General features: G+C 69.0%; 20 protein-coding genes. 10 read left to right on the top strand and 10 right to left on the bottom strand.

What is annotated here, in order from left to right:
- Nucleotides 1–15: 15 nt before the first annotated feature.
- On the top strand, nt 16–711 hold the full coding sequence (locus FFS23_RS16325) for an SDR family NAD(P)-dependent oxidoreductase (RefSeq protein WP_137899436.1): 696 nt from the start codon (nt 16–18) through the stop codon (nt 709–711).
- Nucleotides 701–1645 (top strand): 50S ribosomal protein L11 methyltransferase, encoded by a 945-nt coding sequence (locus FFS23_RS16330; protein WP_137899437.1) that lies wholly within the window; start codon nt 701–703, stop codon nt 1643–1645. The genes FFS23_RS16325 and FFS23_RS16330 overlap by 11 nt, the downstream gene beginning before the upstream one ends.
- Before the next feature lie 209 nt (nt 1646–1854).
- On the opposite strand, the gene phhA is transcribed toward FFS23_RS16330, so the two are convergent.
- The gene (gene phhA / locus FFS23_RS16335) at nt 1855–2727 is read right to left on the bottom strand and encodes a phenylalanine 4-monooxygenase (protein ID WP_038663018.1); all 873 of its coding nucleotides are present in this window, start codon (nt 2725–2727) and stop codon (nt 1855–1857) included.
- A gap of 80 nt (nt 2728–2807) precedes the next feature.
- Between phhA and FFS23_RS16340 the strand changes: the two genes are divergently transcribed.
- Nucleotides 2808–3428 carry a TIGR02117 family protein gene (locus FFS23_RS16340; protein WP_249340723.1) on the top strand — a complete coding sequence of 207 codons (621 nt, stop codon included), beginning with the start codon at nt 2808–2810 and terminating at the stop codon, nt 3426–3428.
- On the top strand, nt 3419–4207 hold the full coding sequence (locus FFS23_RS16345) for a lipase family protein (RefSeq protein ID WP_038663023.1): 789 nt from the start codon (nt 3419–3421) through the stop codon (nt 4205–4207). The genes FFS23_RS16340 and FFS23_RS16345 overlap by 10 nt, the downstream gene beginning before the upstream one ends.
- Before the next feature lie 249 nt (nt 4208–4456).
- On the opposite strand, the gene FFS23_RS16350 is transcribed toward FFS23_RS16345, so the two are convergent.
- Both FFS23_RS16350 and FFS23_RS16355 read right to left on the bottom strand, forming a co-directional pair.
- Nucleotides 4457–4735, bottom strand: a complete 279-nt coding sequence (locus FFS23_RS16350) for a hypothetical protein (protein ID WP_038663026.1) — start codon at nt 4733–4735, stop codon at nt 4457–4459.
- Nucleotide 4736: 1 nt separating this feature from the next.
- Entirely contained in the window at nt 4737–5729 is a 993-nt protein-coding gene (locus FFS23_RS16355) for a glycerophosphodiester phosphodiesterase (protein WP_249340724.1), read from the bottom strand.
- A 141-nt stretch (nt 5730–5870) separates the two neighbouring features.
- Here FFS23_RS16355 and FFS23_RS16360 point away from each other — a divergent pair, with 141 nt between their 5' ends.
- From FFS23_RS16360 to FFS23_RS16385, 6 genes are all read left to right on the top strand, one after another.
- Entirely contained in the window at nt 5871–6410 is a 540-nt protein-coding gene (locus tag FFS23_RS16360; protein WP_137899440.1) for a 2Fe-2S iron-sulfur cluster-binding protein, read from the top strand.
- The gene (locus FFS23_RS16365) at nt 6407–7387 is read left to right on the top strand and encodes an FAD binding domain-containing protein (RefSeq protein ID WP_137899441.1); all 981 of its coding nucleotides are present in this window, start codon (nt 6407–6409) and stop codon (nt 7385–7387) included. Before FFS23_RS16360 ends, FFS23_RS16365 begins: the two co-directional genes overlap by 4 nt.
- 2 nt (nt 7388–7389) lie before the next feature.
- Nucleotides 7390–9624: a xanthine dehydrogenase family protein molybdopterin-binding subunit gene (locus FFS23_RS16370; protein WP_137899457.1), complete on the top strand. Its 2235-nt coding sequence runs from the start codon at nt 7390–7392 to the stop codon at nt 9622–9624.
- Between the two features lie 111 nt (nt 9625–9735).
- Nucleotides 9736–11928 carry a xanthine dehydrogenase family protein molybdopterin-binding subunit gene (locus FFS23_RS16375; RefSeq protein WP_137899442.1) on the top strand — a complete coding sequence of 731 codons (2193 nt, stop codon included), beginning with the start codon at nt 9736–9738 and terminating at the stop codon, nt 11926–11928.
- A gap of 160 nt (nt 11929–12088) precedes the next feature.
- Entirely contained in the window at nt 12089–13012 is a 924-nt protein-coding gene (locus tag FFS23_RS16380; protein WP_137899443.1) for an XdhC family protein, read from the top strand.
- Complete coding sequence (locus tag FFS23_RS16385; RefSeq protein ID WP_137899444.1) at nt 12999–13622, top strand: nucleotidyltransferase family protein; 624 nt, start codon at nt 12999–13001, stop codon at nt 13620–13622. Before FFS23_RS16380 ends, FFS23_RS16385 begins: the two co-directional genes overlap by 14 nt.
- Before the next feature lie 335 nt (nt 13623–13957).
- Here the strand turns inward: FFS23_RS16385 and FFS23_RS16390 are convergent, their stop codons facing one another.
- From FFS23_RS16390 to FFS23_RS16420, 7 genes are all read right to left on the bottom strand, one after another.
- A complete protein-coding gene (locus FFS23_RS16390) occupies nt 13958–15163 on the bottom strand; it encodes an ABC transporter permease (protein ID WP_038663043.1) in 1206 nt (401 codons plus the stop codon).
- The gene (locus FFS23_RS16395; RefSeq protein ID WP_502702146.1) at nt 15164–15883 is read right to left on the bottom strand and encodes an ABC transporter ATP-binding protein; all 720 of its coding nucleotides are present in this window, start codon (nt 15881–15883) and stop codon (nt 15164–15166) included. It abuts the gene before it with no gap.
- Nucleotides 15884–15915: 32 nt separating this feature from the next.
- Nucleotides 15916–17295 carry an efflux RND transporter periplasmic adaptor subunit gene (locus tag FFS23_RS16400; RefSeq protein ID WP_137899446.1) on the bottom strand — a complete coding sequence of 460 codons (1380 nt, stop codon included), beginning with the start codon at nt 17293–17295 and terminating at the stop codon, nt 15916–15918.
- Nucleotides 17295–18770 (bottom strand): efflux transporter outer membrane subunit, encoded by a 1476-nt coding sequence (locus FFS23_RS16405; protein WP_137899447.1) that lies wholly within the window; start codon nt 18768–18770, stop codon nt 17295–17297. Before FFS23_RS16405 ends, FFS23_RS16400 begins: the two co-directional genes overlap by 1 nt.
- A gap of 93 nt (nt 18771–18863) precedes the next feature.
- The gene (locus tag FFS23_RS16410; RefSeq protein WP_137899448.1) at nt 18864–19646 is read right to left on the bottom strand and encodes an enoyl-CoA hydratase-related protein; all 783 of its coding nucleotides are present in this window, start codon (nt 19644–19646) and stop codon (nt 18864–18866) included.
- Between the two features lie 167 nt (nt 19647–19813).
- Nucleotides 19814–20986: a VWA domain-containing protein gene (locus FFS23_RS16415; RefSeq protein WP_137899449.1), complete on the bottom strand. Its 1173-nt coding sequence runs from the start codon at nt 20984–20986 to the stop codon at nt 19814–19816.
- The gene (locus FFS23_RS16420) at nt 20983–23211 is read right to left on the bottom strand and encodes a DUF5682 family protein (RefSeq protein ID WP_137899450.1); all 2229 of its coding nucleotides are present in this window, start codon (nt 23209–23211) and stop codon (nt 20983–20985) included. The genes FFS23_RS16415 and FFS23_RS16420 overlap by 4 nt, the downstream gene beginning before the upstream one ends.

Below are 23211 nucleotides of genomic sequence, written 5' to 3' on the forward strand. Positions count from 1 at the left end.
GCCTAAAGCCGCGGCATGGCTATTCTTCTGACCGGATCGAGCCGCGGCATCGGCGCGGCGATCCTCGATACCCTCACCGCGACCGGCGTGCAGGTGATCGGACACGGCACGCGCAGCGGCATCGCCGCCGACTTCGCCGATCCCGCCGCGCCGCGCGCGCTGTGGAACGCGGCGCTGGCGCAAAGCGGCGGGACGATCGACGTGCTCGTCAACAACGCCGGCGTATTCGAGGCGAACCCGCTCGATCGCGACGATGACGCATGGGTCGCCGACTGGGAGCGGACGCTGCGCATCAACCTGACCGCCGCCGCCGAATTGTGCCGGCTCGCGGTGCGCCACTGGCAGCAGGCCGGCACCGGCGGCCGGATCGTCAACATCGCCAGCCGCGCCGCCTATCGCGGCGACAGCCCGGCGCACTGGCATTATGCCGCCGCCAAGGCCGGCATGGTCGCGATGACCAAGACGATCGCGCGCGGCTATGCGAAGGAGGGCATCCTCGCCTTCGCGATCTGCCCCGGCTTCACGATGACCGGGATGGCGGACGACTATCTCGCCAGCCGCGGCGGCGACAAATTGCTCGCCGACATTCCGCTCGGCAGGGTCGCCGATCCGCAGGAGGTCGCGGCGGTGGCGCGCTTCTGCGCGCTGGATGCGCCCGCGTCGATGACCGGCGCGGTGCTCGACGTGAACGGGGCGAGCTATGTCCGCTGAATCGTGGAAGGTCAGCCTGCCCTGCACCCGCGCCGAGGCGGAGGCGATCGACAGCGCCTCCGATCTGGCGATCGACGCGGTGCTGATGACCACCGAGGAGGTCGAGGACGATGTCGAGCGCTGGCGGCTCGACGCCTATCTCGAGCACGAACCCGATGCGGCGATGCTCGCGACGCTGCACGCGTTGGTGCCGAGCGCGAGCGGGCATGACCCGGTGGTCGAGCGACTGTCCGATCAGGATTGGGTGGCGATGAGCCAGGCCGGGCTGGAGCCGATCCGCGAGGGGCGGTTCGTCGTCCACACCAGCGCGCATCCGGTGACGCCGCCCGCCGGCGGCCGCGCCTTTCTGATCGAGGCGGGACAGGCATTCGGGACCGGCCATCACGGCACGACCAGCGGTTGCCTCGCGATGCTCGACGCGCTGGCGAGCGGGAGGCGCGACTTCGCCAAGGTGATCGACGTCGGAACCGGGACCGGACTGCTCGCCTTCGCCGCGGTCGATCTGTGGCCCGGGGCGACGGTGGTGGCGACCGATATCGATCCGGTGGCGATCGACGTGACGCGCGAGAATGCCGAGCGGAACGATGTCGAGGGTGTCGCCTTGTTCGTCGCCGACGGCGCTCGGCACCCGGATATCGACGCGGTCGCGCCTTATGATCTGGTGATCGCCAACATCCTCGCCGGCCCCCTGGTGTCGATGGCGCCCGAACTCGCGGCGATCGCCGCGCCCGATGCGGTCATCGTGCTCGCCGGGTTGCTCGAGACGCAGCGCGAGACCGTGGTCGCGGCCTATGCGGCATGCGGCTGCACGCTGGAGGCGATCGACCGGCGCGGCGACTGGACGGTGCTGCGTCTGCGCGCCGGCGCCGACCGCTACGTCCCGACCGCGCCGTTCGATCCCAACGGCCGCGACGGCTGGGCGCTGGACCTGTAGCCCCTCCGTTCGTGGTGAGCCAACGGGGGGAGGTGTGGCCCAAGCGGCGGGCGATGAGGCTCGCGACCTCTCACCTCCACCCCGTCACCCCGGCCTTGCGCCGGAGTCCCGCTTCTTCGGACGGCGAGGCAAGCGGGATGCCGGATCGAGTCCGGCATGACGGTGAATTTGGCGGACGTCGCGCCCCCCCCTTCGAAGCAACGGCGTGATTACCCCCGCGCCTTGCTCCGCGCATAATGCTGCGTGCCTTGAGTCAGCACGCGGTCGCCGGCGACGATCGCCGCGACCGGGATATCCTCCTGCGCTTTCAGCTCCTCGTACAAGGGCGCGAAATCGGTCTCGACCGTGACGCGCAGCAATTCCTCGAAGCTCGGGATGACGAAATAATTCTGCTGGAAATCATCGATCCGATATTCGGTGCGCATCACCCGCGCGATGTCGAAGGCGATGCGGTTGGGGCTTGGATCGTCGAGCGCGAAGCGGCTTTCGGCGAAGCTCGACACGATGCCCGAGCCGTAGATGCGCAGATCGTCGCCCTCCTGGATCAAGCCGAACTCGACCGTGTACCAATAGAGCCGTCCGAGATATTTCAGCGCATCGAGCCCCAGCGCACGCTGCCCGCCGCGGCCATAGGCCTCCAGATAATCGGCGAACACCGGATCGGCGAGCATCGGCACGTGGCCGAAGACGTCGTGGAAGACGTCGGGCTCCTGCAGATAGTCGAGCTGGTCGGGGCGACGGATGAAATTGCCCGCGACGAAGCGGCGGTTGGCCATATGGTCGAAGAAGACGTCGTCGGGGACCAGCCCCGGCACCGCGACGACCTGCCAGCCGGTCAGCTTCATCAGCCGTTCGGACAATTCGGCGAAATCGGGTATGCCCGGCTTCGACAGTTTGAGCACGTCGAGCCCGCGCAGATAGGCGTCGGACGCGCGTCCGGGAAGCAATTGCGACTGGCGCGCGAACAAGGTGTCCCAGGTCGCATGCTCCTCGGCGGTATAATGCTGCCAGTTCTGGGCGATCGTCCAGTCGGCGGCGGCCTCGGCCGGGGGCGTTTCGGTCACGTGTGATTCATCTGCCATATGGTCAGACTAGCATAAGGTTTCGGATGATACGACATCGTGTCTCGGCAAGAATGTTGCGCTGGCCGGGACGGGTGGCCTTGCGGTTGTTCGGGCCCGTGTTCGGCTATGGCGTCGCGGGGCTGATCGGCGGGGCCTTGCCCGCCAATGCCGGGTGGCGGCCGCCGGCGGATGGCGTGCGCATCTATGTCGAATCGAACGGCGTGCACGTCGGGCTGGTGGTCCCGAAGGTGGCGGCGGGGGTGGATTGGCGCGGGATCGCGCCCGGAGCGGACCTGCGCGATCCGCGTTATGGAGGCTATGATCATCTTGCAATCGGCTGGGGCGAACGCACTTTCTTCCTCGAAACGGCAACCTGGGCGGACGTCCGGCTCGGCACCGTGCTCGCCGCGGCGCGCGGCAGCGACGCGACGTTGATGCACGTCGAGCACGTCCCGGCGCCGCGCGTCGGCGGTCGGTCGCGCAGCGTGTTGCTGCGCCCGGCCGAATACCGGCGACTCGCCGCCTACATCCGCGCCAGCCTCGCGCCCGAACGGACGCGCTATCGCGGCTATGACGCCAATGACGTCTTCTACGCCGCGCGCGGCCATTACAGCGCGGTGCAGACGTGCAATGCCTGGACGGGCGACGCCTTGCGGCAGGCAGGCGTACGGATCGGGCGGTGGACGCCGTTTCCGCTGACGGTGACGGCATGGTTCTAGACCGGTTGCAGGCGGGGTTCGCGCGCTGGCGTGCCGAGCCGCCCGCGCATGCGCGCTTCGGTGCCGACTTTCTCGCGCCACCGCCGCCGCCCAAGGCGCTGGCGGCGAGCGAGGTACCGCGCGTCGCCTGGATGCTGGCGACGCGCTGGCGCTACACCGCGGCGCTGGCGGCGGTGCCGGCGGGGCGCGGCGGCGCGGTCATGGTGCTGCCCGGCCTGTTCGACGCCGACGGGTCGAGCGTCGTGCTGCGCGATTTCCTGACCCGACTCGGCTATCGCGCCGAGGGCTGGGGCCTCGGCCGCAACCTCGGCGTCAAGAGCGTCGGGCTCGAGGCGGAGCGGCTGATCGCGCGGGTCGAGGCGCTGTGCGCGGAGGCGGGGCCGGTGACGTTGGTCGGGGTGAGCCTCGGCGGGATCATGGCGCGGCTGGTGGCGCATCGCCGCCCCGAACTGGTCGCCAAGGTGATCACGGTGAGTTCGCCTTATGCCGGCGGCGGCCGCGCGACCAACGTCTGGCGCGCGTTCGAATGGGCGACCGGCGAGCGCGTCGACGATCCCGCGGTGATCGCGCGCAGCCAGGCGATCGCCGCGCCGCTGCCCGTCCCCTGCACCGCGATCTGGAGCCGCAGCGACGGCTTCGTCAACGGCTTCATCTGCCACGACCCCAGCGCCGAGGCGGTCGAGGTGAGCAGCGGCCATCTGGGAGTGCATATCCACCCCGAGGTGCTGCTCGCGATCGCCGGCGCGCTGGCGAAGGACGCGGTGGTGCAGGACCGGTAACGGGGCCGCCGTCGCGAGCGCACGGTGCGATTCCCCCCTTCGTCATCCCGGCGTTCGCCGGGATGACGAAATAGGGAGGACGGCGCTTCTAATCCGTCCGCGATGGCGGGACGGACACACCCCCTACTGTCATCCCCGCGCAGGCGGGGATCCAGACGCGCGGACCTTCGTGAGACTCACCGGCGCCAGCGTTTATGGATCCCCGCCTCCGCGGGGATGACAGTAAGTAGGGACGACGACGCCCCGCCCTCAATAACCGGCGCGATACCCCGAATAGCGGCACGCATCCTGATCGTCGGGATGCTTGCGGCATTGCTCGGCGGCCTTCTTGCGCTCGCGGCCTTCCTTGGCCTCCTGCTTGCGCATCTTGCGGCCGTAGTTGCGGTCGGCCTCGTCCTGGCTGGTGGTGGTCCAGTCGACCGCCTTGCCCGCGACCTGGAACGGCGCCTTGACGATCGACGCCGCGGTGCTGACGCAGCCCCCGGTCGCCAGCGTCAGGGGGAGAAGAACGACGAACGCAATACGCATGTTACGGTTGATCCTTGGCTGCACGGCGGGTTTCGACGCCGATTAGCGGATAATCCGTGAAGAATCCGTCGATACCAAGGCCGAGCGCGCGGCGGATTTCCCCCGCGACATCGCCGTGCGTCGCGGGATCGTCGCCGTGGCGGAAGCGAGCCGGCAGGAAGACGTTTTCAGCGCGATAGGTCCAGGGATGCACCTTGAGTCCCGCCGCATGCGCGTCGGCCACCAGCGACGTCGGCGCGTCGCCCTGCCACAATTGCCCCTTGTCCGGCCCCAGACCATAAGCATAGGTCGCGACCTGCCGCAGCCCTGCCGGGGTCAGCATCGTCGCATAGCTCGGCACCGCGCCATCCGCCGGGCCGCCCTCGCCCGCCATGAGCTGGATCAGCCGCACCTTGGTGATGCCGTGGAGATGCTGGAGGTTCTTCACCTCGAACGACTGGATGAACACCGGCGCGTCGGCGTTGTCCCAGCCCGCCTTGCGCAGTTCCGCCACCAGCCGGTCGTCGGTCGGGTGGCCGATGCGCGCGAAATAGGTCGGATGCTTGGTCTCGGGATAGATGCCGATCGTCCGTCCCGTCTCCTGCGTCCGCCGCTTGGCGAGCGCGATGATCTCGGCGAGCGTCGGAATCTCGAACCGGCCGTCATAGGCGGCATTGCCGGCGCGCAATTGGGGCAGCCGTTCGCGCGCGCGCAGCGTCTTGAGCTCGGCGAGCGTGAAATCCTCGACGAACCAGCCGGTGATCGTCTGGCCGTCGATCGTCTTGGTCGTACGGCGGTCGGCGAATTCGGGATGCGAAGCGACATCGGTCGTCTCGGCGATCGCATTTTCGTGGCGCGCGACAAGCACGTCGTCCTTCGTCGGCACCAGATCGGGCTCGATGAAATCGGCGCCCTGATCGATCGCCAGCTCATAGGCGGCGAGCGTATGTTCGGGACGCGATCCGCTCGCACCGCGGTGCGCGATGACGATCGGAGTCGGGAAGGGCTTGGGCATCGGCCGATCCTGCCCGTTCGCGGGAGCCGACGCCAGCAGCACGGCAGTGAGAGCGATTCGCAAACCGGAAACCATCATGGGTAAGCGCGTTAGGGCCTCAATCCTTCACGGATATGACTCCCCGACCCTGCGAGGCAGCGCATGCATTTCACCATCAACGGCCAGTCGTTCGAGGCCGAACCGGATATCCGCACCTCGCTGCTCGATCTGTGCCGCGAACATCTCGGCCTGACCGGTAGCAAGAAGGGCTGCGACCACGGCCAGTGCGGCGCCTGCACGATGCTGGTCAACGGCCGCCGCATCAATTCCTGCCTCAGCCTCGCGGTGATGCATCAGGACGACGAGATCACCACGATCGAGGGGCTCGGCACGCCCGAGGACCTGCATCCGCTGCAATCCGCGTTCGTCCGCCACGACAGCTATCAGTGCGGCTATTGCACGCCGGGGCAGATCTGCTCGGCGGTCGGCATGCTCGACGAGGTCCGCAAGGGCTGGCCGAGCCACGTCACCGGCGATCTCGACGCGCCGCGCTTCAACGACGACGAGATTTCCGAGCGGATGAGCGGCAACATCTGCCGCTGCGCCGCCTATCCCAATATCGTCGATGCGATCCGCGAGGTCGCCGAAGCCGACGGCACGGTCGATATCGCCCTTCGCCAGAAAGTGGAGGCAGGCGCATGAAGACCTTCACCTACACCAAGGCCGACGACGCCGAGACCGCGGTGCGCGACGCACACGTCTCCGGCGCCAAGTTCATCGCCGGCGGCACCAATCTGCTCGACCTGATGAAGCTGCAGGTCGAGACGCCCGAGAAGCTCGTCGATATCAGCCGGCTGCCGCTCGGCGAGATCGAGGAGCGCGAGGATGGCGGGCTGACGATCGGCGCGCTGGTGCCGAACGCCGACCTCGCCGCCGATCCGCGCGTCATCGAAAAGTATGAGGTGCTTAGCCGCGCTTTGCTGGCCGGTGCTTCGGGCCAGTTGCGCAACAAGGCGACGACCGGCGGCAATTTGCTCCAGCGGACGCGCTGCTATTATTTCTACGACACCGCGACGGCGTGCAACAAGCGCGAGCCCGGCACCGGCTGTTCCGCGGTCGGCGGGTTCAACCGCGTGCTCGCGGTGCTCGGCACGTCGGACCATTGTATCGCGACGCACCCCGGCGACATGCCGGTGGCGATGCGCGCGCTCGACGCGACGATCATCACGCTCAAGGCGGACGGCGACAAGCGGCGGATCTCGATCCACGATTTCTACCGCCTGCCCGGCGATACGCCGAACATCGAGACGGTGCTGGAGCCCGGCGAACTCATCACCCATGTCGAGCTGCCCGCCCCGCCGAAGGGCAAGCAGACCTATCGCAAGGTGCGCGATCGCGCCTCCTATGCCTTCGCGCTCGTCTCGGTGGCGGGTGTGGTGAGCGTCGAGGACGGCAGGATCGCCACGGCGGCGCTCGCCTTCGGCGGCCTCGGCCCGATGCCGTGGCGCAATCCCGCGGTGGAGGCGGCGCTGATCGGCAAGGCGCCGTCCGACGCGCTGTTCAACGAAGCCGCGGACATCCTGCTCGCCGATGCCAAGGGCTATGGCTCGAACGACTTCAAGATCCCGCTGACGCGCCGGGTTCTGATCGCCACGCTGCGCGACCTGACGGGAGAATGAGTATGTTCGGTTTCGGCAAGGGCGACACCAATTCGCTCACGATGAACAAGGCGCATCCGGACAGCCTGCTCGACCGCGGCGTGCAGGACGTGATCGGCAAGCCGCTCGACCGCGTCGACGGCCCGAAGAAGGTGTCGGGCAAGGCGACCTATGCGGCGGAATATGCGCTCGACAACGTCGCCTACGGCTATCTGGTGCGCGCCACGGTCGGCGCGGGCAAGATCAGGCATCTCGACGCGGACGCCGCTAAGGCGATGCCAGGCGTGATCGACGTCATCACCGATTATGCGAGCTTCATCCGCAACCCGCAACAGGGCGGCGAGACGAGCGCACCGACGCAGGGCGTCGAGGACGTCGCCTATCACGGCGAGATCATCGCGATCGTCGTCGCCGAAAGCTACGAGATTGCGCGCGACGCGGCGCTGCGCATCACGGTCGACTATGCCCCCGCCGAGGGCCGCTACAGCTTCCTCGCGCATCGCGAAGAAGCGGAAAAGCCGAGCGCGCAACAGATCCCGCCGCATCACAAACAGGGCGACGTCGACAAGGCGATGGGCGAAGCCGCCTTCGCGGTCGACGTCACCTATACGACGCCGAGCCAGAATTCGGCGGCGATGGAACCCCACGCCAGCCTCGCGATATGGGAAGACGGCGCGCTGACGTTGTATGGGTCATACCAGATGCCCTCGTCGGACAAGCAGCAGCTCGCCAAAGCGCTCGGCGTCTCGGCGGACAAGGTGCGGATCGTCGCCGCCTATGTCGGCGGCGGCTTCGGCTCGAAGCTCGGCATCGCGCCAGAGAGCGTCGCCGCGGCGATCGCCGCCAAGCGCCTCAACCGTCCGGTCAAGGCGGTAATGGCGCGACAGCAGGTGTTCGACGCGACCGTGCGCCGCTCGAACACCGAGCAGCGTATGCGGCTCGGCGCGACCGCCGAGGGCAAGCTGACCGCGATCGGCCACGAAACGCTCGTGTCGAACCTGCCCGGCGAGGATTATTTCGAGCCTGCCGGCGTCTCGACGCACTTCCTCTACGACGGCGAGAACCGACTGATCACGCACGACATCGTCCGGCTCGACTGGATGCTGGCGGGATCGATGCGCGCGCCCGGCGAGGCGGTCGGCCTGATCGCGCTGGAAGGCGCGATGGACGAACTGGCGGAGAAGATGGGGATCGACCCGATCGAACTGCGCCGCCGCAACGAGCCCGAGCAGGACCCGGAAAAGAAGATCCCCTATTCGTCGCGCGCGTTGATCCCCTGTCTCGAGCGCGGCGCCGAATCGTTCGGCTGGTCGCGGCGCAAGCCTGCCGGCACCGACCGGCGCGGCGACTGGCTGTACGGCATCGGCGTCGCCTCGGCGGCGCGCTCGAACCAGTTGCTCAAGTCGGCCGCCAAGGTGTCGATCGACGGCCAGGGCAAGGCGCATGTCGAAACCGACATGACCGATATCGGCACCGGCACCTATACGATCCTCGGCCAGATCACCGCCGAAATCCTCGGCCTGCCGCTGGCGGACGTCATCGTCCATCTCGGCGACACCGATGCGCCGCCGGGCGCCGGCTCGGGCGGGTCGTGGGGCGCGAGCTCGTCGGGCTCGTCGGTCTATCTCGCCTGCGAGGCGTTGCGCGGCCAGATCGCCAAGGCGATGGGCGTCGATGAGGGCGCGATGACGCTCAAGGACGGCCGCGTGATCGCCGACAACCGCAGCGTCCCGCTCGCCGAACTGGTCGGCGAAGGCATGGAGGCAACCGGCGAAATTTCGCCCGGCAAGCAGGAGAAGAGCTTCAACCAGGCGAGCTATGGCGCGCATTTCGCCGAGGTCGCGGTCAACGTCGTCACCGGCGAGGTGCGGGTGAAGCGCATGCTCGGCGTGTTCGCGGCGGGGCGTATCCTCAACGAGAAGACGGCGCGCTCGCAATGCCTCGGCGGCATGACCTTCGGCATCGGCTGCGCGCTGACCGAGGAGCTGGTCCACGATCCCCGCAACGGCAAGATCGTCAACCGCGATCTCGGCGAATATCACCTGCCGGTGAATGCCGACGTGCCGCAGCTCGAGGTCGAGTTCCTGTACGAACGCGACATCGAGGCCAATCCGCTGCACGCCAAGGGCCTCGGCGAGGTCGGCATCTGCGGCGCGGCGGGCGCAATCGGCAATGCGATCTACAACGCCACCGGCGTGCGCGTCCGCGACTTTCCGCTGACGCTCGACAAGCTGCTGGAGGGCCTGCCGGCGGTGTGAGGCATCCCGTCACCCCGGCTCGAGGCCGGGGTGACGCGTAATCCGCCCTTCACCCTGCCTGCCCCGCATCCTACATCACCCCCACCCCGTCCGGGGGAGAGGATCGACGCGATGAACGAGATGACGATGGATCGCGCCTACCGGCCCGCCGGGCTGGCGCAGGCGCGGCAGGGACTGCTCGGCGCGTCCGTCCCGCGCATCGAGGGGCCGGCGAAGGTCAGCGGCACCGCCACCTACGCCTATGAGGGCGCGGACGCCGGCACCGCCTATGCCGCGATCGTCGGCGCGCCGGTCGGCAGCGGCCGGATTACCGGCGTCGACTCCGCCGCCGCCGAGGCCTTGCCCGGCGTGCTCGCGGTGATCCACGGCGACCCGCGGATGGTCACCGGCGGCAGCAATTCGCAGGCACAAGCGCACAGCGGCACCGACCAAATCTTCCATTACGGCCAGCCCGTCGCGATCGTCGTCGCCGAGGACCAGACGATCGCGCGCGACGCCGCCGCGCTGGTCGTCGTCCACGCCGAAGCCGGCGACGGCCGCTTCGACCGCGAGGCGCAGCCGGTGCAGCGCGACCACGATATCGGTTTCCTGAAACCGGTCGACATCGGCGATCTCGACGCCGCGCTCGCTGCCGCGCCGGTGGTGATCGACCGCAGCTATACGACGCCGGTGCATTTCCCCGCCGCGCTCGAACCCCATGCCAGCACCGTCGCGTGGGAGAACGGCAAGCTGCTGGTGCGCACCAGCAATCAGGTGATCGGCGGCGCCCGCGGCACGATCGCCAAGGCGCTCGGCCTCGCCAGGGAGGACGTGCGCGTGCTCGCGCCGTACGTGGGCGGCGGCTTCGGTGGCAAGACCGGCGTCGGGCCGGAGGTGATCCTCGCCGCGATCGCCGCCGAAAAGGTCGGCCGCCCGGTCAAGATCGCGCTGCCACGCGCGCAGACCGCCTATCTCGTCCACCACCGTTCGGCGACGACGCAGCGCGTCCGCATCGGCGCCACCGAGGACGGCCGCATCACCGCCTTCGCGCATGAGGGCGTCGCATCGCAGAACGACGATGCCGGCTTCCTCGAACCGATCCCGTTCGGCTCTCTGCCGCTCTATGCCGGCGACGCGCGGCGCTTCCGCACCGATCTCGTCCGCGTCGACCTGCCGGCGACCGGCGCGGTGCGCGCGCCGGGCGAGGCGATCGGCACCTTCGCGGTCGAATGCGCGATGGACGAACTCGCCGAACGGCTCGGCCTCGATCCGGTCGAGCTGCGCCGCCGCAACGAGCCCGAGACCGATCCGGTCAGCGGCAAGCGTTTCTCGACGCGGCGGATGCTCGATTGTTACGACGAAGGCGCGCGCCGCTTCGGCTGGACGGAGCGGCGCAGGCGCCGCGAGGGCGACTGGCTGATCGGCCACGGCATGGCGGCGGCGCTGCGCGGCAATTTCACCGTCAAGGCGGAGGCACGGGTGACGCTCGATGCCGACGGTCGCGCGACGGTCGCCTGCGACATGACCGATATCGGCACTGGCACCTATACGATCCTGGCGCAGACCGCGGGCGAGATGCTCGGCCTGCCGGTGGCATCGGTGGCGGTGACCATCGGCGACAGCGACCTGCCCGCCAGCGCCGGCTCGGGCGGCTCGTTCGGCGCGGGCAGCGCCTGTTCGGCGGTGGTGCTCGCCTGCGAGGACATCATCGCCGCGCTCGCGCTGCGCATGAACGCATCCCCCGAGGAACTGACGCTGCACGACGGCTGCGTCGTCGCGGGCGGGCGCAGCGTCGCGCTCACCGACCTGCTCCACGGCGAACCGATCGTCGCCACCGGCAAGACCGGCCCCGGCGCCGAGACGCAGGCGACCAGCCAGGCGAGCCACGGTGCGCATTTCGTCGAGGTCGCGGTCAACGCGATCACCGGCGAAGTGCGGGTGCGGCGAATGCTCGGCGTGTTCGACGTCGGCCGCGTGCTCAACGCGAAGACCGCGGCCAACCAGCTCATCGGCGGCATGGTTTGGGGCCTGTCCTACGCGCTCGGCGAGGAAGCGGTGGTCGACACGCGCAACGGCCATTTCGTCAATCCCGATTTCGGCGAATATCACGTCGCGGTGAACGCCGACGTGCCGCGGATCGAAGTGCATTTCGTCGAGGAGATCGACGACAGCGCCAACCCGGTCGGCGCCAAGGGGGTCGGCGAACTCGGCATCTCGGGCGCGGGTGCGGCGGTGGCCAATGCGATCCACGACGCCTGCGGGGTCAGGGTGCGCGACTTCCCGGTAACGCTCGACAAATTGCTGGCAGGATTGCCCCCCGTCTAATTCCTCCCCCGCCAGGGGGAGGTGGCAGTGCGAAGCACTGACGGAGGGGGAGGATACGGCGAACGTCGTGATTTGCGGAAACGCCCCCTCCACCACGCCCTGCGGGCGCGGTCCCCCTCCCCCGCTGAAGCGAGGGAGGACTTTGAAAGAAGAAAACAACATGGCCGAAAACGATTCCGTCCTCACCGCCGCCCGCCACTGGCAGGGCGAACCGCTCGCCCTCGCGACGGTGGTCTCCACCTGGGGCAGCGCGCCGCGCCCGCGCGGCAGCCATATGCTCGTCCACGCCGACGGCCGCTTCGAAGGCTCCGTCTCCGGCGGCTGCGTCGAAAGCGACATCCTCCAGACCGCCGCCGAGGTGATCGCCGGCGCCCCCTTCCAGCTCAAGCGCTACGGCGTCGCCGACGATGCGGCATGGGAGGTCGGACTGCCCTGCGGCGGCGAGATCGCGGTGATGGTGCAGCCGGTGTCGGCGACGGGCTTCGACCCCGAATTGTTCGACCGCATCGCCGAGGCGCGCGAGCGCGGCGAGGCGCTCACCGTCACCACCGACCTCGCCACCGGCCACAGCGATCTCAAGCCATTGGAAACGGGCGAGGTCTTCGCCAATCGCTACGATCCGGCGCGGCGGCTGCTGATCGTCGGCGCGGTGCAGATCGCGCAGGCGCTCGCCGAACTGGCGCGCACGCTCGGCATCGCCACGACGGTGATCGACCCGCGCGCGCGCTTCCTCACCGAGGAGCGCTTCCCCGGCGTGACGCTCGACGACCGCTGGCCCGACGAGGCGATCGAGGCGCTGAAACCCGGCCCCGCCACCGCGGTCGTGACGCTCAGCCACGACATCAAAATCGACGATCCCGCGCTGATCGCCGCGCTCGCGACCAACGCCCCCTATGTCGGCGCGCTCGGCAGCCGGCGCAGCCATGCGGCGCGACGCGAACGGCTCGCCGCCGCCGGCCTGAGCGCGGCGCAGATCGACCGGATCGACGCACCGGTCGGCATCGATATCGGCGCGATCGGCCCGTCCGAGATCGCGCTGTCGATCGCCGCGGCGATGGTGGGGGCATTCAATGATCGCGGCTGAGGATTGCGTCCTGGTGCTGCTCGCCGCGGGGCGGTCGAAACGGATGGGCGATATCGGCAGCAAGCTCGACGCGCCGTTCCTCGGCCGGCCGCTCGGGCTGCACGTCGCGGTGGCGCTCGAGGACATGCCGTTCCGCGAGCGCGTCGCCGTCGTCGGCCGCGCCGAATGCGATTATGCCGCGCACGGCTTCACCATCGTGCGCAACGACGACCCCGATCAGGGGCTCAGCCGGTCGCTGGCGCTCGGCGTCGACTGCGCGCGCGCGCGCGGCGTCAAGGCGGTGGTGGTGGCGCTCGCCGACATGCCGCGGGTGACCGCGACGCACATTTACCAGTTGCTCGACGCCGCCGACGACGAGAATGCCATCGTCGCGTCGAGCGACGGCCGCGCGCCCAAGCCGCCCGCGGTGTTCGGCGCGGGCCGGTTCGACGCGCTCGTGGCGCTGGAGGGCGATGCCGGCGCGCGCGAGATGGTGCGCGCGGGCAAGCATGTCGTCACGACCCCCGCCGAGCTGATCGACGTCGACACGCCCGAGGAACTGGAACGCCTGCGCGAACTGGTCGGCGCGCCGGAAGCCTATACCCGGCGTGGCCGGCAGTCGGTCGGCTGACGCCGCCTTCCCGTCGTCATCCCCCATATGTCATCCCCGCGCAGGCGGGGATCCATACGCGCAGGCCGGGCGGCTCCTGCGCCGCGTCAGCGTCTATGGATCCCCGCCTTCGCGGGGATGACGAAAAGGGGTCGGAGGCCGCCGCCACCGCATCGGGCGGCAACCAGACACGTTCGCCATCCGACGGAACATCGCCCCGGTCGGGGTCTGTCCTACACCCCCGCGGCCCTGCTAGACGCCGAATCCGCGCTCTTTCTCATCGGTGCAAAAACGGAAACGATAAGAGACGATCGTTTCCATTCAGGTGTCCATCTTGTCCATGTTCGGCGCCTAAGTCATTCATGCCGCAGCGCATCGATCGGATTGAGCGCCGCCGCGCGTCGCGCCGGGAAATAGCCGAACACCACGCCGATCACCGCCGAGATCGCGAAGGCGATGATGTTGATCTGCGGATCGAACGTCCACGGCACCTGCATCAGCGGCACCAGCGCGAGAATCACCCCCTGCGCGATCACCAGCCCGATGATCCCGCCGAGGCACGACAAGGCCACCGCCTCGACGAGGAACTGGAGCAGCACCTCGCGCGCGACCGCGCCGATCGCCAGGCGGATGCCGATCTCGCGCGTCCGCTCCGTCACCGACACCAGCATGATGTTCATGATGCCGATGCCGCCGACGACGAGGCTGATCGCCGCCACCGCCGCGACGATGCGGGTGAGCAGCGTCGTCGTGCCGGTCAGCGTGTCGGAAATCTGCTTGGTGTCGAAGATGTTGAAATCGTCGTCGCGCGCACCGGTGATATGCCGCCGTTCGCGCAGCAGGTCAGTGATCGCGCTCTGGACATTGCTCGTCTGGTAATCGGTGTCGACGCCGACCAGCATCAGCCGCACGTCGCGGTTGCCGGTGAAACGCCGCTGCACCGTCTTGATCGGCATGACGACGACATCGTCCTGATCGCCGAACCCGCCCTGCCCACGCGTGCTGAGCGCACCGATCACGTCGCAGCTCACGTTGCCGAGGCGGATGCGCGCGCCGATCGGGTCGCCACCGCGGAAGAGGTTCTGGCGCACGGTATTGCCGATCAGGCACACCGCCTTGCCCGCCTCCTGCTCGGCCGGCGTCCAGTAGCGGCCCGACACCAAGGGCCACGGCTGGACGGTGAGGAAGGCGCTGGTGGTGCCGTTGATCGTCGTCGACCAGTTGGCGCCCTCGTAGATCGCGGTGGCCGAGGCGCTCGCCTGCGGCGCGACCGCGGTGACGCCGGCGATCTGGTTGGCGATGGCCTCGACGTCCTCGGGCTTGAAATTGGGCGGCTGCGGGCCGCCGCCGCCGCGGCCGAAGCCCTGACCGGGACGGATCTGGAGGATGTTGCTGCCGAGCGCCGAAATCTGCTGCTGCACCGCGGCGGTGGTCGCCTTGCCCAGCGTCACCATCGTCACGACCGCGCCGACGCCGATGACGATGCCGAGGATGGTCAGGAACGAGCGCAGCAGATGCCGCCGGATCGACCGCAGCGCGAGGATGAGCGTGGTGCCGAGCATCTAGGCCTCCACCGCCGCGCCCTGCCGGTGCTGCGCCTCGATCTTCTCGACGAGGCCGTCCTTGAAATGGATCACCGTCCGCGCGAACGCCGCCATATCGGGTTCGTGCGTCACCATCAGCACGGTGATGTTGCTCGTCCGGTTGAGGTCGGTGAGCAATTCCATGATCTCCACCGAGCGTTCGCTGTCGAGATTGCCGGTCGGCTCGTCGGCGAGCAGCACGTCGGGCTGGGTGACGATCGCGCGTGCGATCGCGACGCGCTGCTGCTGGCCGCCCGACAGTTCGGCGGGCGTATGGTCCCACCAGCGATCGAGCCCGACCTTTTCGAGCGCCGCCATGCCGAGATCGCGGCGCATCTTCTTGTCCTCGCCGCGATAGAGCAACGGCAGCTCGACATTCTCGAGCGCGCTGGTGCGGCTGAGCAGGTTGAACCCCTGGAAGACGAAGCCGAGGTAGCGGCGGCGGAGCAACGCCCGCTGGTCGCGGTCGAGCGTCTCGACGGGATGGCCGCGGAACAGGAAGGTGCCCGCCGACGGCACGTCGAGACAGCCGAGGATGTTCATCGTCGTCGACTTGCCCGACCCCGACGGCCCCATGACAGCGACGAAATCGCCCGCCTGGATATCGAGGTCGACGCCCTTCAACGCCTGGAATTGCGTCGCCCCGGTGCCATAGACCTTGGTGACGTCGCGCATCGTGATGATCGGATCAGGCATGATGCCCTCCCCGCTCCGCGCCCGTCGGGCGGGCGTTACTGGCCACCCGCGCCACCCTGCCGGCGCTGGCCGCCGCCGCTGCGCTTGCCCGCACCCGCGCCGTCGTTGCCGCTCGACAACTGACCGGTGATGACCTGCTGACCCGGCTTGAGATTGCCGCTCAGCACCTCGGTCATCGTGCCGTTGGTGTCGCCGGTGGTCACCTGCACGGGCTGCGGCTTGCCCTCGGCATCCTTGACGTAGATCGTCTGCGACGCCCCGCGGCCGAGCGTCGCGGTCCGTTCGGGCCGGTCGCGGCGCGGGCGGAAGGTCAGCGAGCCGGCGATACCGCCGCTCGATCCGCCCGCCCCCGCCGCCGCAGGCTTGAACCGCAGCGCCGCATTGGGAATCAGCAGCACGTTCTGCTTGTCCGACGTGACGATATCGGCGGTCGCGGTCATCCCCGGACGCAGTTGGAGCGAAGGATTGGCGACGGTGAGATCGGCGGCATAGCTCACCACCTGCCCGGTCGTCGACGTCGTGCTGGTCGTCGTCGAGGTCGAACTCGCCGAGCTGACGGTCAGGTTCGAACCGAGATCGACGCGCGTGATCGTCGCCGGAAAGGTACGGCCGGGAAAGGCGTCGACGGTGAAATTGGCCTTCTGCCCGACCTTGACCTCGCCGACGTCGGCCTCGTCGATCGCGACCTCGAGCTTCATCTTGCTGAGGTCCTCGGCGATGACGAACAGCGTCGGCGTGTTGAACGAGGCCGCGACGGTCGCGCCCGGATCGATCTGCCGCGCGAGCACGACGCCGTTGACAGGCGAACGGATGATTGCGCGCGCCCGCTGTGTCTGGTTCTGCGCCAGTGCCGCCTGCGCCGCGGCGACGTTCGCCTGCGCCACCTTCAATGCGGCGACGCTGCGCTGGTAATCGGCGCGGCCGGTCTGGAGCTCGGTCCCCGACGGCACCCGGCCGTTGGACAGCTTGTAGACCTCCTCCAGCCGGGCGAGCTGCGCCCGGCTTTCGGCGACGGTCGCCTGCGCCTGATTGACCTGCGCCTGATTGGCGGCGATCTGCGCCTGCTGCTGGCGGATCTGGTCGTCGATCTGTTGCGGATCGATCAGCGCGAGTGGCTGGCCGGCGCTGACGCGGTCGTTGACGTCGACCACCACCTTGGTGACCAGCCCGGAAAGCTGCGACCCGACCGTCACCTGATTGGTCGGCGCAAGCTTGCCCGTCGCCGAGACGGTGACGGTGAGGTTGCCGCGTTCGGCCGCCTGCGTCGCATAGCCCGCTTCCGCCTTCGGCCCGAAGCAGCTCTTGAGCAGCAGCGCGAGCAGCACCACGCCGATCGCGACGAACACCCATTTGATGTAACGCCGCCATGCCGGCACCGGCTTCACGCCGAGAAAGTCGTCGATCGGTTCGGCCATCAGCGGGTCTCTGACACGGGAGTTCGGGATGCGCGCTCGGGCGCCTGCGGGACGACGCTCGCGTCCCAGCCGCCGCCGAGCGCATTGTAGAGCGAGACCAGCGCGGTCGCCTGATCGGACCGCGCTGACGTCAGGCCGTTCTGCGCGGAGAGCAGCGCCGCCTCCTGCTGGTTGAGCGTCGTGAAATCGGTGAGGCCGCTGCGATACTGGCTGCGCGCGAGGATCGCGGAGGCACTGGCGGCGTCATAAGCGATGCGGAACTGCGTCTCGCGCTGGCGCGCGGCATCGAGCGCGACGATCGCATTCTCGATATCCTCGAGCGCGGTCAGCACCGTGCCGCGATAGGCGCCGAGCGCGGCATCGGCCGCCGCCTCGTTCGAGCGGACCTGGCTGCGCAGCCGGCCGCCGTTGAAGATCGCCTGCGTCAGCCCGGCGAACAGGCTGCCGGTGATCGCATCGCCGAGGCTGCCGATACCGGTCGCATTGGTGTTGATGTTGCCGCTGATCGCCAGCGCCGGATAGAGCTGCGCCTTGGCGACGCCGATCTGCGCGGTTGCCGACGTCAGCGAACGTTCCGCCGCGCGCACGTCGGGCCGACGACGCAGCGCATCGGCGGGGATGCCGACGCCGACCGTCGCCGGGCCGCGCGGGATCGGCCTCGCCGCCGCCAGTGCGCTGCGCAGCGCACCCGGTGCCTGCCCGGTCAGCACGCCGAGCCGCGCGACCGCGGCGGCATATTGCTGCTCGATCTGCGGCACCGTCGCGGCGGTCTGCGCGCGCTGGCTGCGCGCCTGCTCGACGTCGACCGACGAGACCAGCCCGGCCTGCACGCGAAACCCAGCGATCTCCAGATTGTCGTCTTGGATGGCGAGGCTGGCTCGGGCATTGGCAAGCTGCGCCTGATAGGCGCGAGCGAGCACGTAATTGGTCGCCACCTCGCTTTCGACGGTGAGCAGCGTCGTCGCATAGTCGAAGCCGCTCGCCTCATATTGCGCGCGCGTCGCCTCGACGGTGCGGCGCACCTCGCCGAACAGGCCGAGCTGATAGCTCGCCGACAGGCCGGCGGAGAAGCTGTTGGTGCCGCCGCCGCCGGTGTCGACCACGGTGCCGTCGGGCAAAGTGAACGAACGCCCGCCACCGCGCAGATTCTCGTTACGCTGATAGCCCGCCGAACCGGATAGCGTCGGCAGCAGCGAGGCGCGGCTCTGCACCAGCGATTCGCGTGCCTGCCGCAGCCGCGCGATCGCTTGCGCGACATCGGTATTGGCGAGCCGTGCCTGGTCGACGAGCTGGCCGAGCACCGGATCGTCGAAGTTCGACCACCAGCGGGTAAGGTCCTCGGCGGTCTGCTGCGCCGGCACCGAATAGGCATCGGGCACGCCGAGATCCGCGGCACTCTGCGGGTGATAATCGGGGCCGACGGTACAGCCGGCCAGCGCGGCGGTCACGAGCAACAGGACGGGAACACGGGCCATCGCCGTATCGTGTGGCCAACACACTGCGGCGTCCAGCCTTTTTGTGTCGCAATGTGTGTCGCCGGAATGTCCGCGCGGACACATGCGCGCGCCCTACCGGCCGGTGAAGACCGGCTTGCGCTTCTCGAGGAAGGCGATGCCGCCCTCATGCGAATCCTCCGAGCCGCGCGCCTGCCGCTGCGCATCCGCCTCGGCAGCGAGCGCGCTGGCATAATCGCTTTCCAGCGCCCGCCCGAGCGCACGCCGCATCAGCCCGATCGCACGCGTCGGCCCCGCCGCGAGCCGCGTCGCCAGCGCCAGCGCCTCGGCGTCGAGCGCGTCATCGGCGACGACCTTGTGAATCATTCCCCAGTCGAGCGCCTTCGCGGCGGGGACGCGCTCGCCGAGCAGCATCATCTCGGTGGCGCGCGCACGGCCGATCAGCCGCGGCAGCATCCAGGTCGCGCCGCCATCGGGAATGAGGCCGATGTTGACGAAGGCCTGGAGGAAATAGGCGGTATCGCTCGCGACGCAGAAATCCGCAGCGAGCGCGAGGCTGCACCCGATCCCCGCGGCGGGGCCGCGCACCGCGCTGACCACCGGCACCGCGAGGTCGAACAGCGCCGCGATCGTCGGATTGTAATGGTCGGTGAGCGCCGCATGGGTCGCCTCACCGGGATTGTCGCCGCCCAGCGCACCGCCGGCGACGTCGGCGCCGGAGCAGAACGCCCGCCCCGCCCCGGCGATCAGCACAGCGCGCGCGCCGCCGAGATCGCCGAGCGCATCGCGCAATTCGTCGAACAGCGCCGGCGGTGCGGCGTTGAGGCGGTCGGGACGATTGAGGGTGAGGACGCGGACGTCACCGTGCGACTCGGCCAGAATATGCTGGTAGGTCATGTTGCGCCCCTCTCCTGCCGTCGTACCGATCTTCCCGGCACCGGCCTCGTTAACCGCGACCGCTACCCGGCATCGGCGAGCGTGGCAATGCGTCGGCCGGTGCGGCCGGAACAGCCCGGCCCCGGCGCCCTAATGCGAGCCGAAGCGTCATTTGGAAGCGGTGGCCATCACGCATCCGAACGCACCAGCTTGATATCGCGGTCGGCTGCCCAGCCATGGACGTCCTCACGACGAAGGGCCGCGGCCATCAGTTCGGGAAACTGGTCGGGCGTACAGGCGAACACGGGAATGCCCAGCGCCGCCACCTGCGCTGCAAGGGCGGGGTCATAGGACGGGCGGCCACTGTCGGTCAGTGCGAGGAGCACGATGACGTTGACGCCCGATATCGTCAGCCGCGCGAGCCGATCGACCAGCGCATCGGCATCGCCGCCCTCGTACAGATCGGTGATTAATACGAGATGCGCCTTGGCCGGCCGCTCGATGCGATCCTCGCAATATGCGACGGCACGGTTGATGTCGGTGCCCCCGCCGAGTTGGACGCCGAACAGCACCTCCACCGGATCCGCCAGTTCCTCGGTCAGGTCGACGATCGCCGTGTCGAAGCAGACGAGCCGCGTGGCGACGACCGGCAGCGACGCCATCACCGCGGCGAAGATCGAGGCGTAGACCACCGAAGTCGCCATCGAGCCCGACTGGTCGACACACAGGATGACCTCGTCCAGATCGACGATGCGCCGCTGCCGGCGCACAAAACCGATCAGTCGCTCCGGCACCACCGTCCGATGCATGGGCTGATAGGTTGCGAGATTGGCGTGGATCGTGCGCGGCCAATCAATATCGGCGAAACGCGGCCGGTTGGTCCTGCGCGAGCGGTCGAGAGCGCCGCGGATCGCGTTCGCCGTGCGCGCCTCCAGCAGCGTCATGAGTTCAGCGACGACCTTCGCGATCACCGCCCGTGCGGTGTCCCTGGTCCTGTCCGGCATCACCCCGCGCAGCGCGACCAGATCGGCGACGAGCCCGACATCGGCTTCGACGGTCGCCAAAAACTCGGGTTCGAGCAACATCTGGCGCAGCCCCTTGCGCTCGAACGCATCCTTCTGGATCACCTGAACAACCGGCGTGGGGAAGAACTGGCGAATGTCGCCGAGCCATTTGGCGACACGCGGCGCCGAACCACCGAGCCCGCCCCGGCCCTTCCTGCCGTCCTCGCCATCACCATAGAGCGCAGACAATGCGTCGGACAGGCGGCAATCGCTTTCGGACAGCGGCGACGCCCCGTCCCCACCGTCCTCGACACCCAAAGCCAGCATCCAGCGGCGGCGACGTTCGTCCTCGCTCATTGCGACGCTCCCGTCATCAACGCGATGACGCGCGTCTCATGTGCCGGCCATATCGCCGCGGCGCCCGGCAGCAGTCGATAGCCGCGCGCGCCCGTGCCGGACCGGCCGAGCACCACGTCTATCAGCCGGCGGCGCTCGTTACGGTCGAGCGCGGCGAACACCCGCCGGAACAGCGGCAGGTTGGCCACGAACGTATTATCGTCCAACCCGACGAGCCAGCCATCGACCGCCTCGCGCAACGCCATATCGTGCAGAAGCCGCTGCCCCGCGCCCTCAAGAAAGCCTTCGAAAAAGCCAGCGGCGTCGGCGACAGGCAATGCCGGCGACAGCATCCGGGCGAGCAGCGCGGCGGCTTCGTCGGCGCCGAGCACCTCCGCTTCGTAGAGCAGGCGGGCAGCAACGCCCGCGACCAGCCGCGTGACCTGCCCGTCGTCGCATAACCGGCGCAACGACGCGTGCCAGGCGGCGACGATATCGGATGCAAGCTGCGCCAGCTGGATCGCGCCATCCGCCGCAACGATTGCATCGCGCAGGGTCGCCGCCGCATCGGCATCCAGATTGCGCGCCGCATAGGGAAAGGCGAACGCCGCCTGCACCGCGATCCGCGGCATCAGTCCGGCGAGATGCTCGGCCGTTCCGGATCTTGCCTCGCCATAGCGGAGGACGTCGGCCATCGGCGGCAGCGCCGCGAGCAGCGCCTGACCGTCGCTGGTCAAAGCGGCCCGCCGTTCGAGGAGCGTGATGCCCGCGTCGGTGGCGCCGGCCAGATCCGCGACCATCGCATCGCGCACGAGGGTGGCCAGTTTGGGGAGATCGGGCTGCGCTTGCATCGCCTCGCCGAGCCGCGCAGCGGCGGCGGCGGCGATCGTCGATCCATGGACGAGATTCTCGATCAGTCGCACGGCAAATTCGGGCTGCCAGGCGAGGATCCAGTTTTCGCGGAACGTCCCGCAGCTGCGGCCGGCATCGGCGAGGCGCCCCCAAGGCACGTCGAGCACGTTGAGCCGGTGGAGCAACGTGGAACGCGCCAGCCCGCTGTCGCTGCGCAGGTCGAGGGTCAGGGCGCGTTCCAGCGCCTCGGGCTTCAGTCGCGTGGCCTTTTGCTGACGCTGCAGATCCTCGATCAGCGGGGCAAGCGGCGTGGCTGCGGGGATCGACCCGACCGCGGAACCGATCAGCAATTCGGCGGAGATATCGTCCCAGAGCGCATGTTCGCCATTGCACAGACAGGCGATCGCGGCTTCGCGGAGTTCCTCGAAACCGGGATGCGGGCGATCGCGCAGGGCAGCAAGCGCATGCCCCAGCCGCTGCGCTTCGATCACCGCGGCGGTCGAGACCGAATGGCCGCGCGCGCGCAACTCGCGTGCGATCCGCGCAAGCCATATCGCGTCGCGGTGACCGGCATGACGCGTTTCCCAGAGATGCGCGCACCAGCCGGGCGCGACCACGCCGGCACCATAGCCGCTCGCCCGGGCAAGACGAGGCGCGGTCCAGGGCGCCCATGTCGCCCTCGCCTTCGTCCTGGATCGCGCCTTCAGCAATGCGCGATCGGCGGTGAGGTTGGTCTTGGCCGCCAATGCGGGGACGTGCCAGGCGCCACACACAACCGCGATCGGGAGGTCGCTTTCCCTGGCGGCCCGGGCGATCTCGAGACGCATATGGGCTTCGCGCGCGGCCTCATAGGCGGAGAGGGTTCCGGCCTCGCCGCGGAGCGCGGTCATCGCATCGGCTACCGCGGCGAAGACCGGCGTCGAGCCGGGATTTTCCTCGATGACATCGGCCCACCAGGATTCGCCGTCGGCATAGCCGGCAGCCGCTGCGAGCTGGCCGATCGGATCGCGGCCGACCGGATCGGCGTTGGCCTCGGCCTCGGCTGCATCCGTCTCTGCACCGCCTTCCGAACCGCCCGGCCGGTCGCTGGCCGGCAGGTCGATGAAGCGGAGCGCGGCGTCATGCGCGACCGCCCAGCGCGCCGCCTGATATTCGGGCGAATAGTCGGCGAAGGGAAAGAAGCGGGCGTCGGCGGGATCGTCCTCGGCATAGGTCAGCAACGCGACGGGCGTCACCATCGCCGGGTCGGCGAGCATCGGCAGCAGATGCGATGCATCGGCGGGGCCCTCGATCAACACGGTGCCGGGCTGGAGCGCGTCGAGCGCCTCCACCAGCCGCCGCGCCGAACCGGGACCGTGATGGCGGATGCCGAACAGCGAGACTGCCGCCACCAT

The organism is Sphingomonas sp. 2SG, assembly GCF_005503285.1.
Classification (GTDB): Bacteria; Pseudomonadota; Alphaproteobacteria; order Sphingomonadales; family Sphingomonadaceae; genus Sphingomonas; species Sphingomonas taxi.

Bases quoted from the DNA above. Each gene is read 5' to 3' on its own strand.
- phhA (WP_038663018.1), bottom strand. From the start codon at position 2,727: ATGGCAGATGAATCACACGTGACCGAAACGCCCCCGGCCGAGGCCGCC.
- FFS23_RS16365 (WP_137899441.1), top strand. From the start codon at position 6,407: ATGAAGACCTTCACCTACACCAAGGCCGACGACGCCGAGACCGCGGTG.
- FFS23_RS16410 (WP_137899448.1), bottom strand. From the start codon at position 19,646: ATGACCTACCAGCATATTCTGGCCGAGTCGCACGGTGACGTCCGCGTC.
- FFS23_RS16390 (WP_038663043.1), bottom strand. From the start codon at position 15,163: ATGCTCGGCACCACGCTCATCCTCGCGCTGCGGTCGATCCGGCGGCAT.
- FFS23_RS16385 (WP_137899444.1), top strand. From the start codon at position 12,999: ATGATCGCGGCTGAGGATTGCGTCCTGGTGCTGCTCGCCGCGGGGCGG.
- FFS23_RS16375 (WP_137899442.1), top strand. From the start codon at position 9,736: ATGAACGAGATGACGATGGATCGCGCCTACCGGCCCGCCGGGCTGGCG.
- FFS23_RS16415 (WP_137899449.1), bottom strand. From the start codon at position 20,986: ATGAGCGAGGACGAACGTCGCCGCCGCTGGATGCTGGCTTTGGGTGTC.
- FFS23_RS16330 (WP_137899437.1), top strand. From the start codon at position 701: ATGTCCGCTGAATCGTGGAAGGTCAGCCTGCCCTGCACCCGCGCCGAG.
- FFS23_RS16355 (WP_249340724.1), bottom strand. From the start codon at position 5,729: ATGCCCAAGCCCTTCCCGACTCCGATCGTCATCGCGCACCGCGGTGCG.
- FFS23_RS16420 (WP_137899450.1), bottom strand. From the start codon at position 23,211: ATGGTGGCGGCAGTCTCGCTGTTCGGCATCCGCCATCACGGTCCCGGT.
- FFS23_RS16350 (WP_038663026.1), bottom strand. From the start codon at position 4,735: ATGCGTATTGCGTTCGTCGTTCTTCTCCCCCTGACGCTGGCGACCGGG.
- FFS23_RS16380 (WP_137899443.1), top strand. From the start codon at position 12,089: ATGGCCGAAAACGATTCCGTCCTCACCGCCGCCCGCCACTGGCAGGGC.
- FFS23_RS16345 (WP_038663023.1), top strand. From the start codon at position 3,419: ATGGTTCTAGACCGGTTGCAGGCGGGGTTCGCGCGCTGGCGTGCCGAG.
- FFS23_RS16360 (WP_137899440.1), top strand. From the start codon at position 5,871: ATGCATTTCACCATCAACGGCCAGTCGTTCGAGGCCGAACCGGATATC.
- FFS23_RS16370 (WP_137899457.1), top strand. From the start codon at position 7,390: ATGTTCGGTTTCGGCAAGGGCGACACCAATTCGCTCACGATGAACAAG.
- FFS23_RS16325 (WP_137899436.1), top strand. From the start codon at position 16: ATGGCTATTCTTCTGACCGGATCGAGCCGCGGCATCGGCGCGGCGATC.
- FFS23_RS16400 (WP_137899446.1), bottom strand. From the start codon at position 17,295: ATGGCCGAACCGATCGACGACTTTCTCGGCGTGAAGCCGGTGCCGGCA.
- FFS23_RS16405 (WP_137899447.1), bottom strand. From the start codon at position 18,770: ATGGCCCGTGTTCCCGTCCTGTTGCTCGTGACCGCCGCGCTGGCCGGC.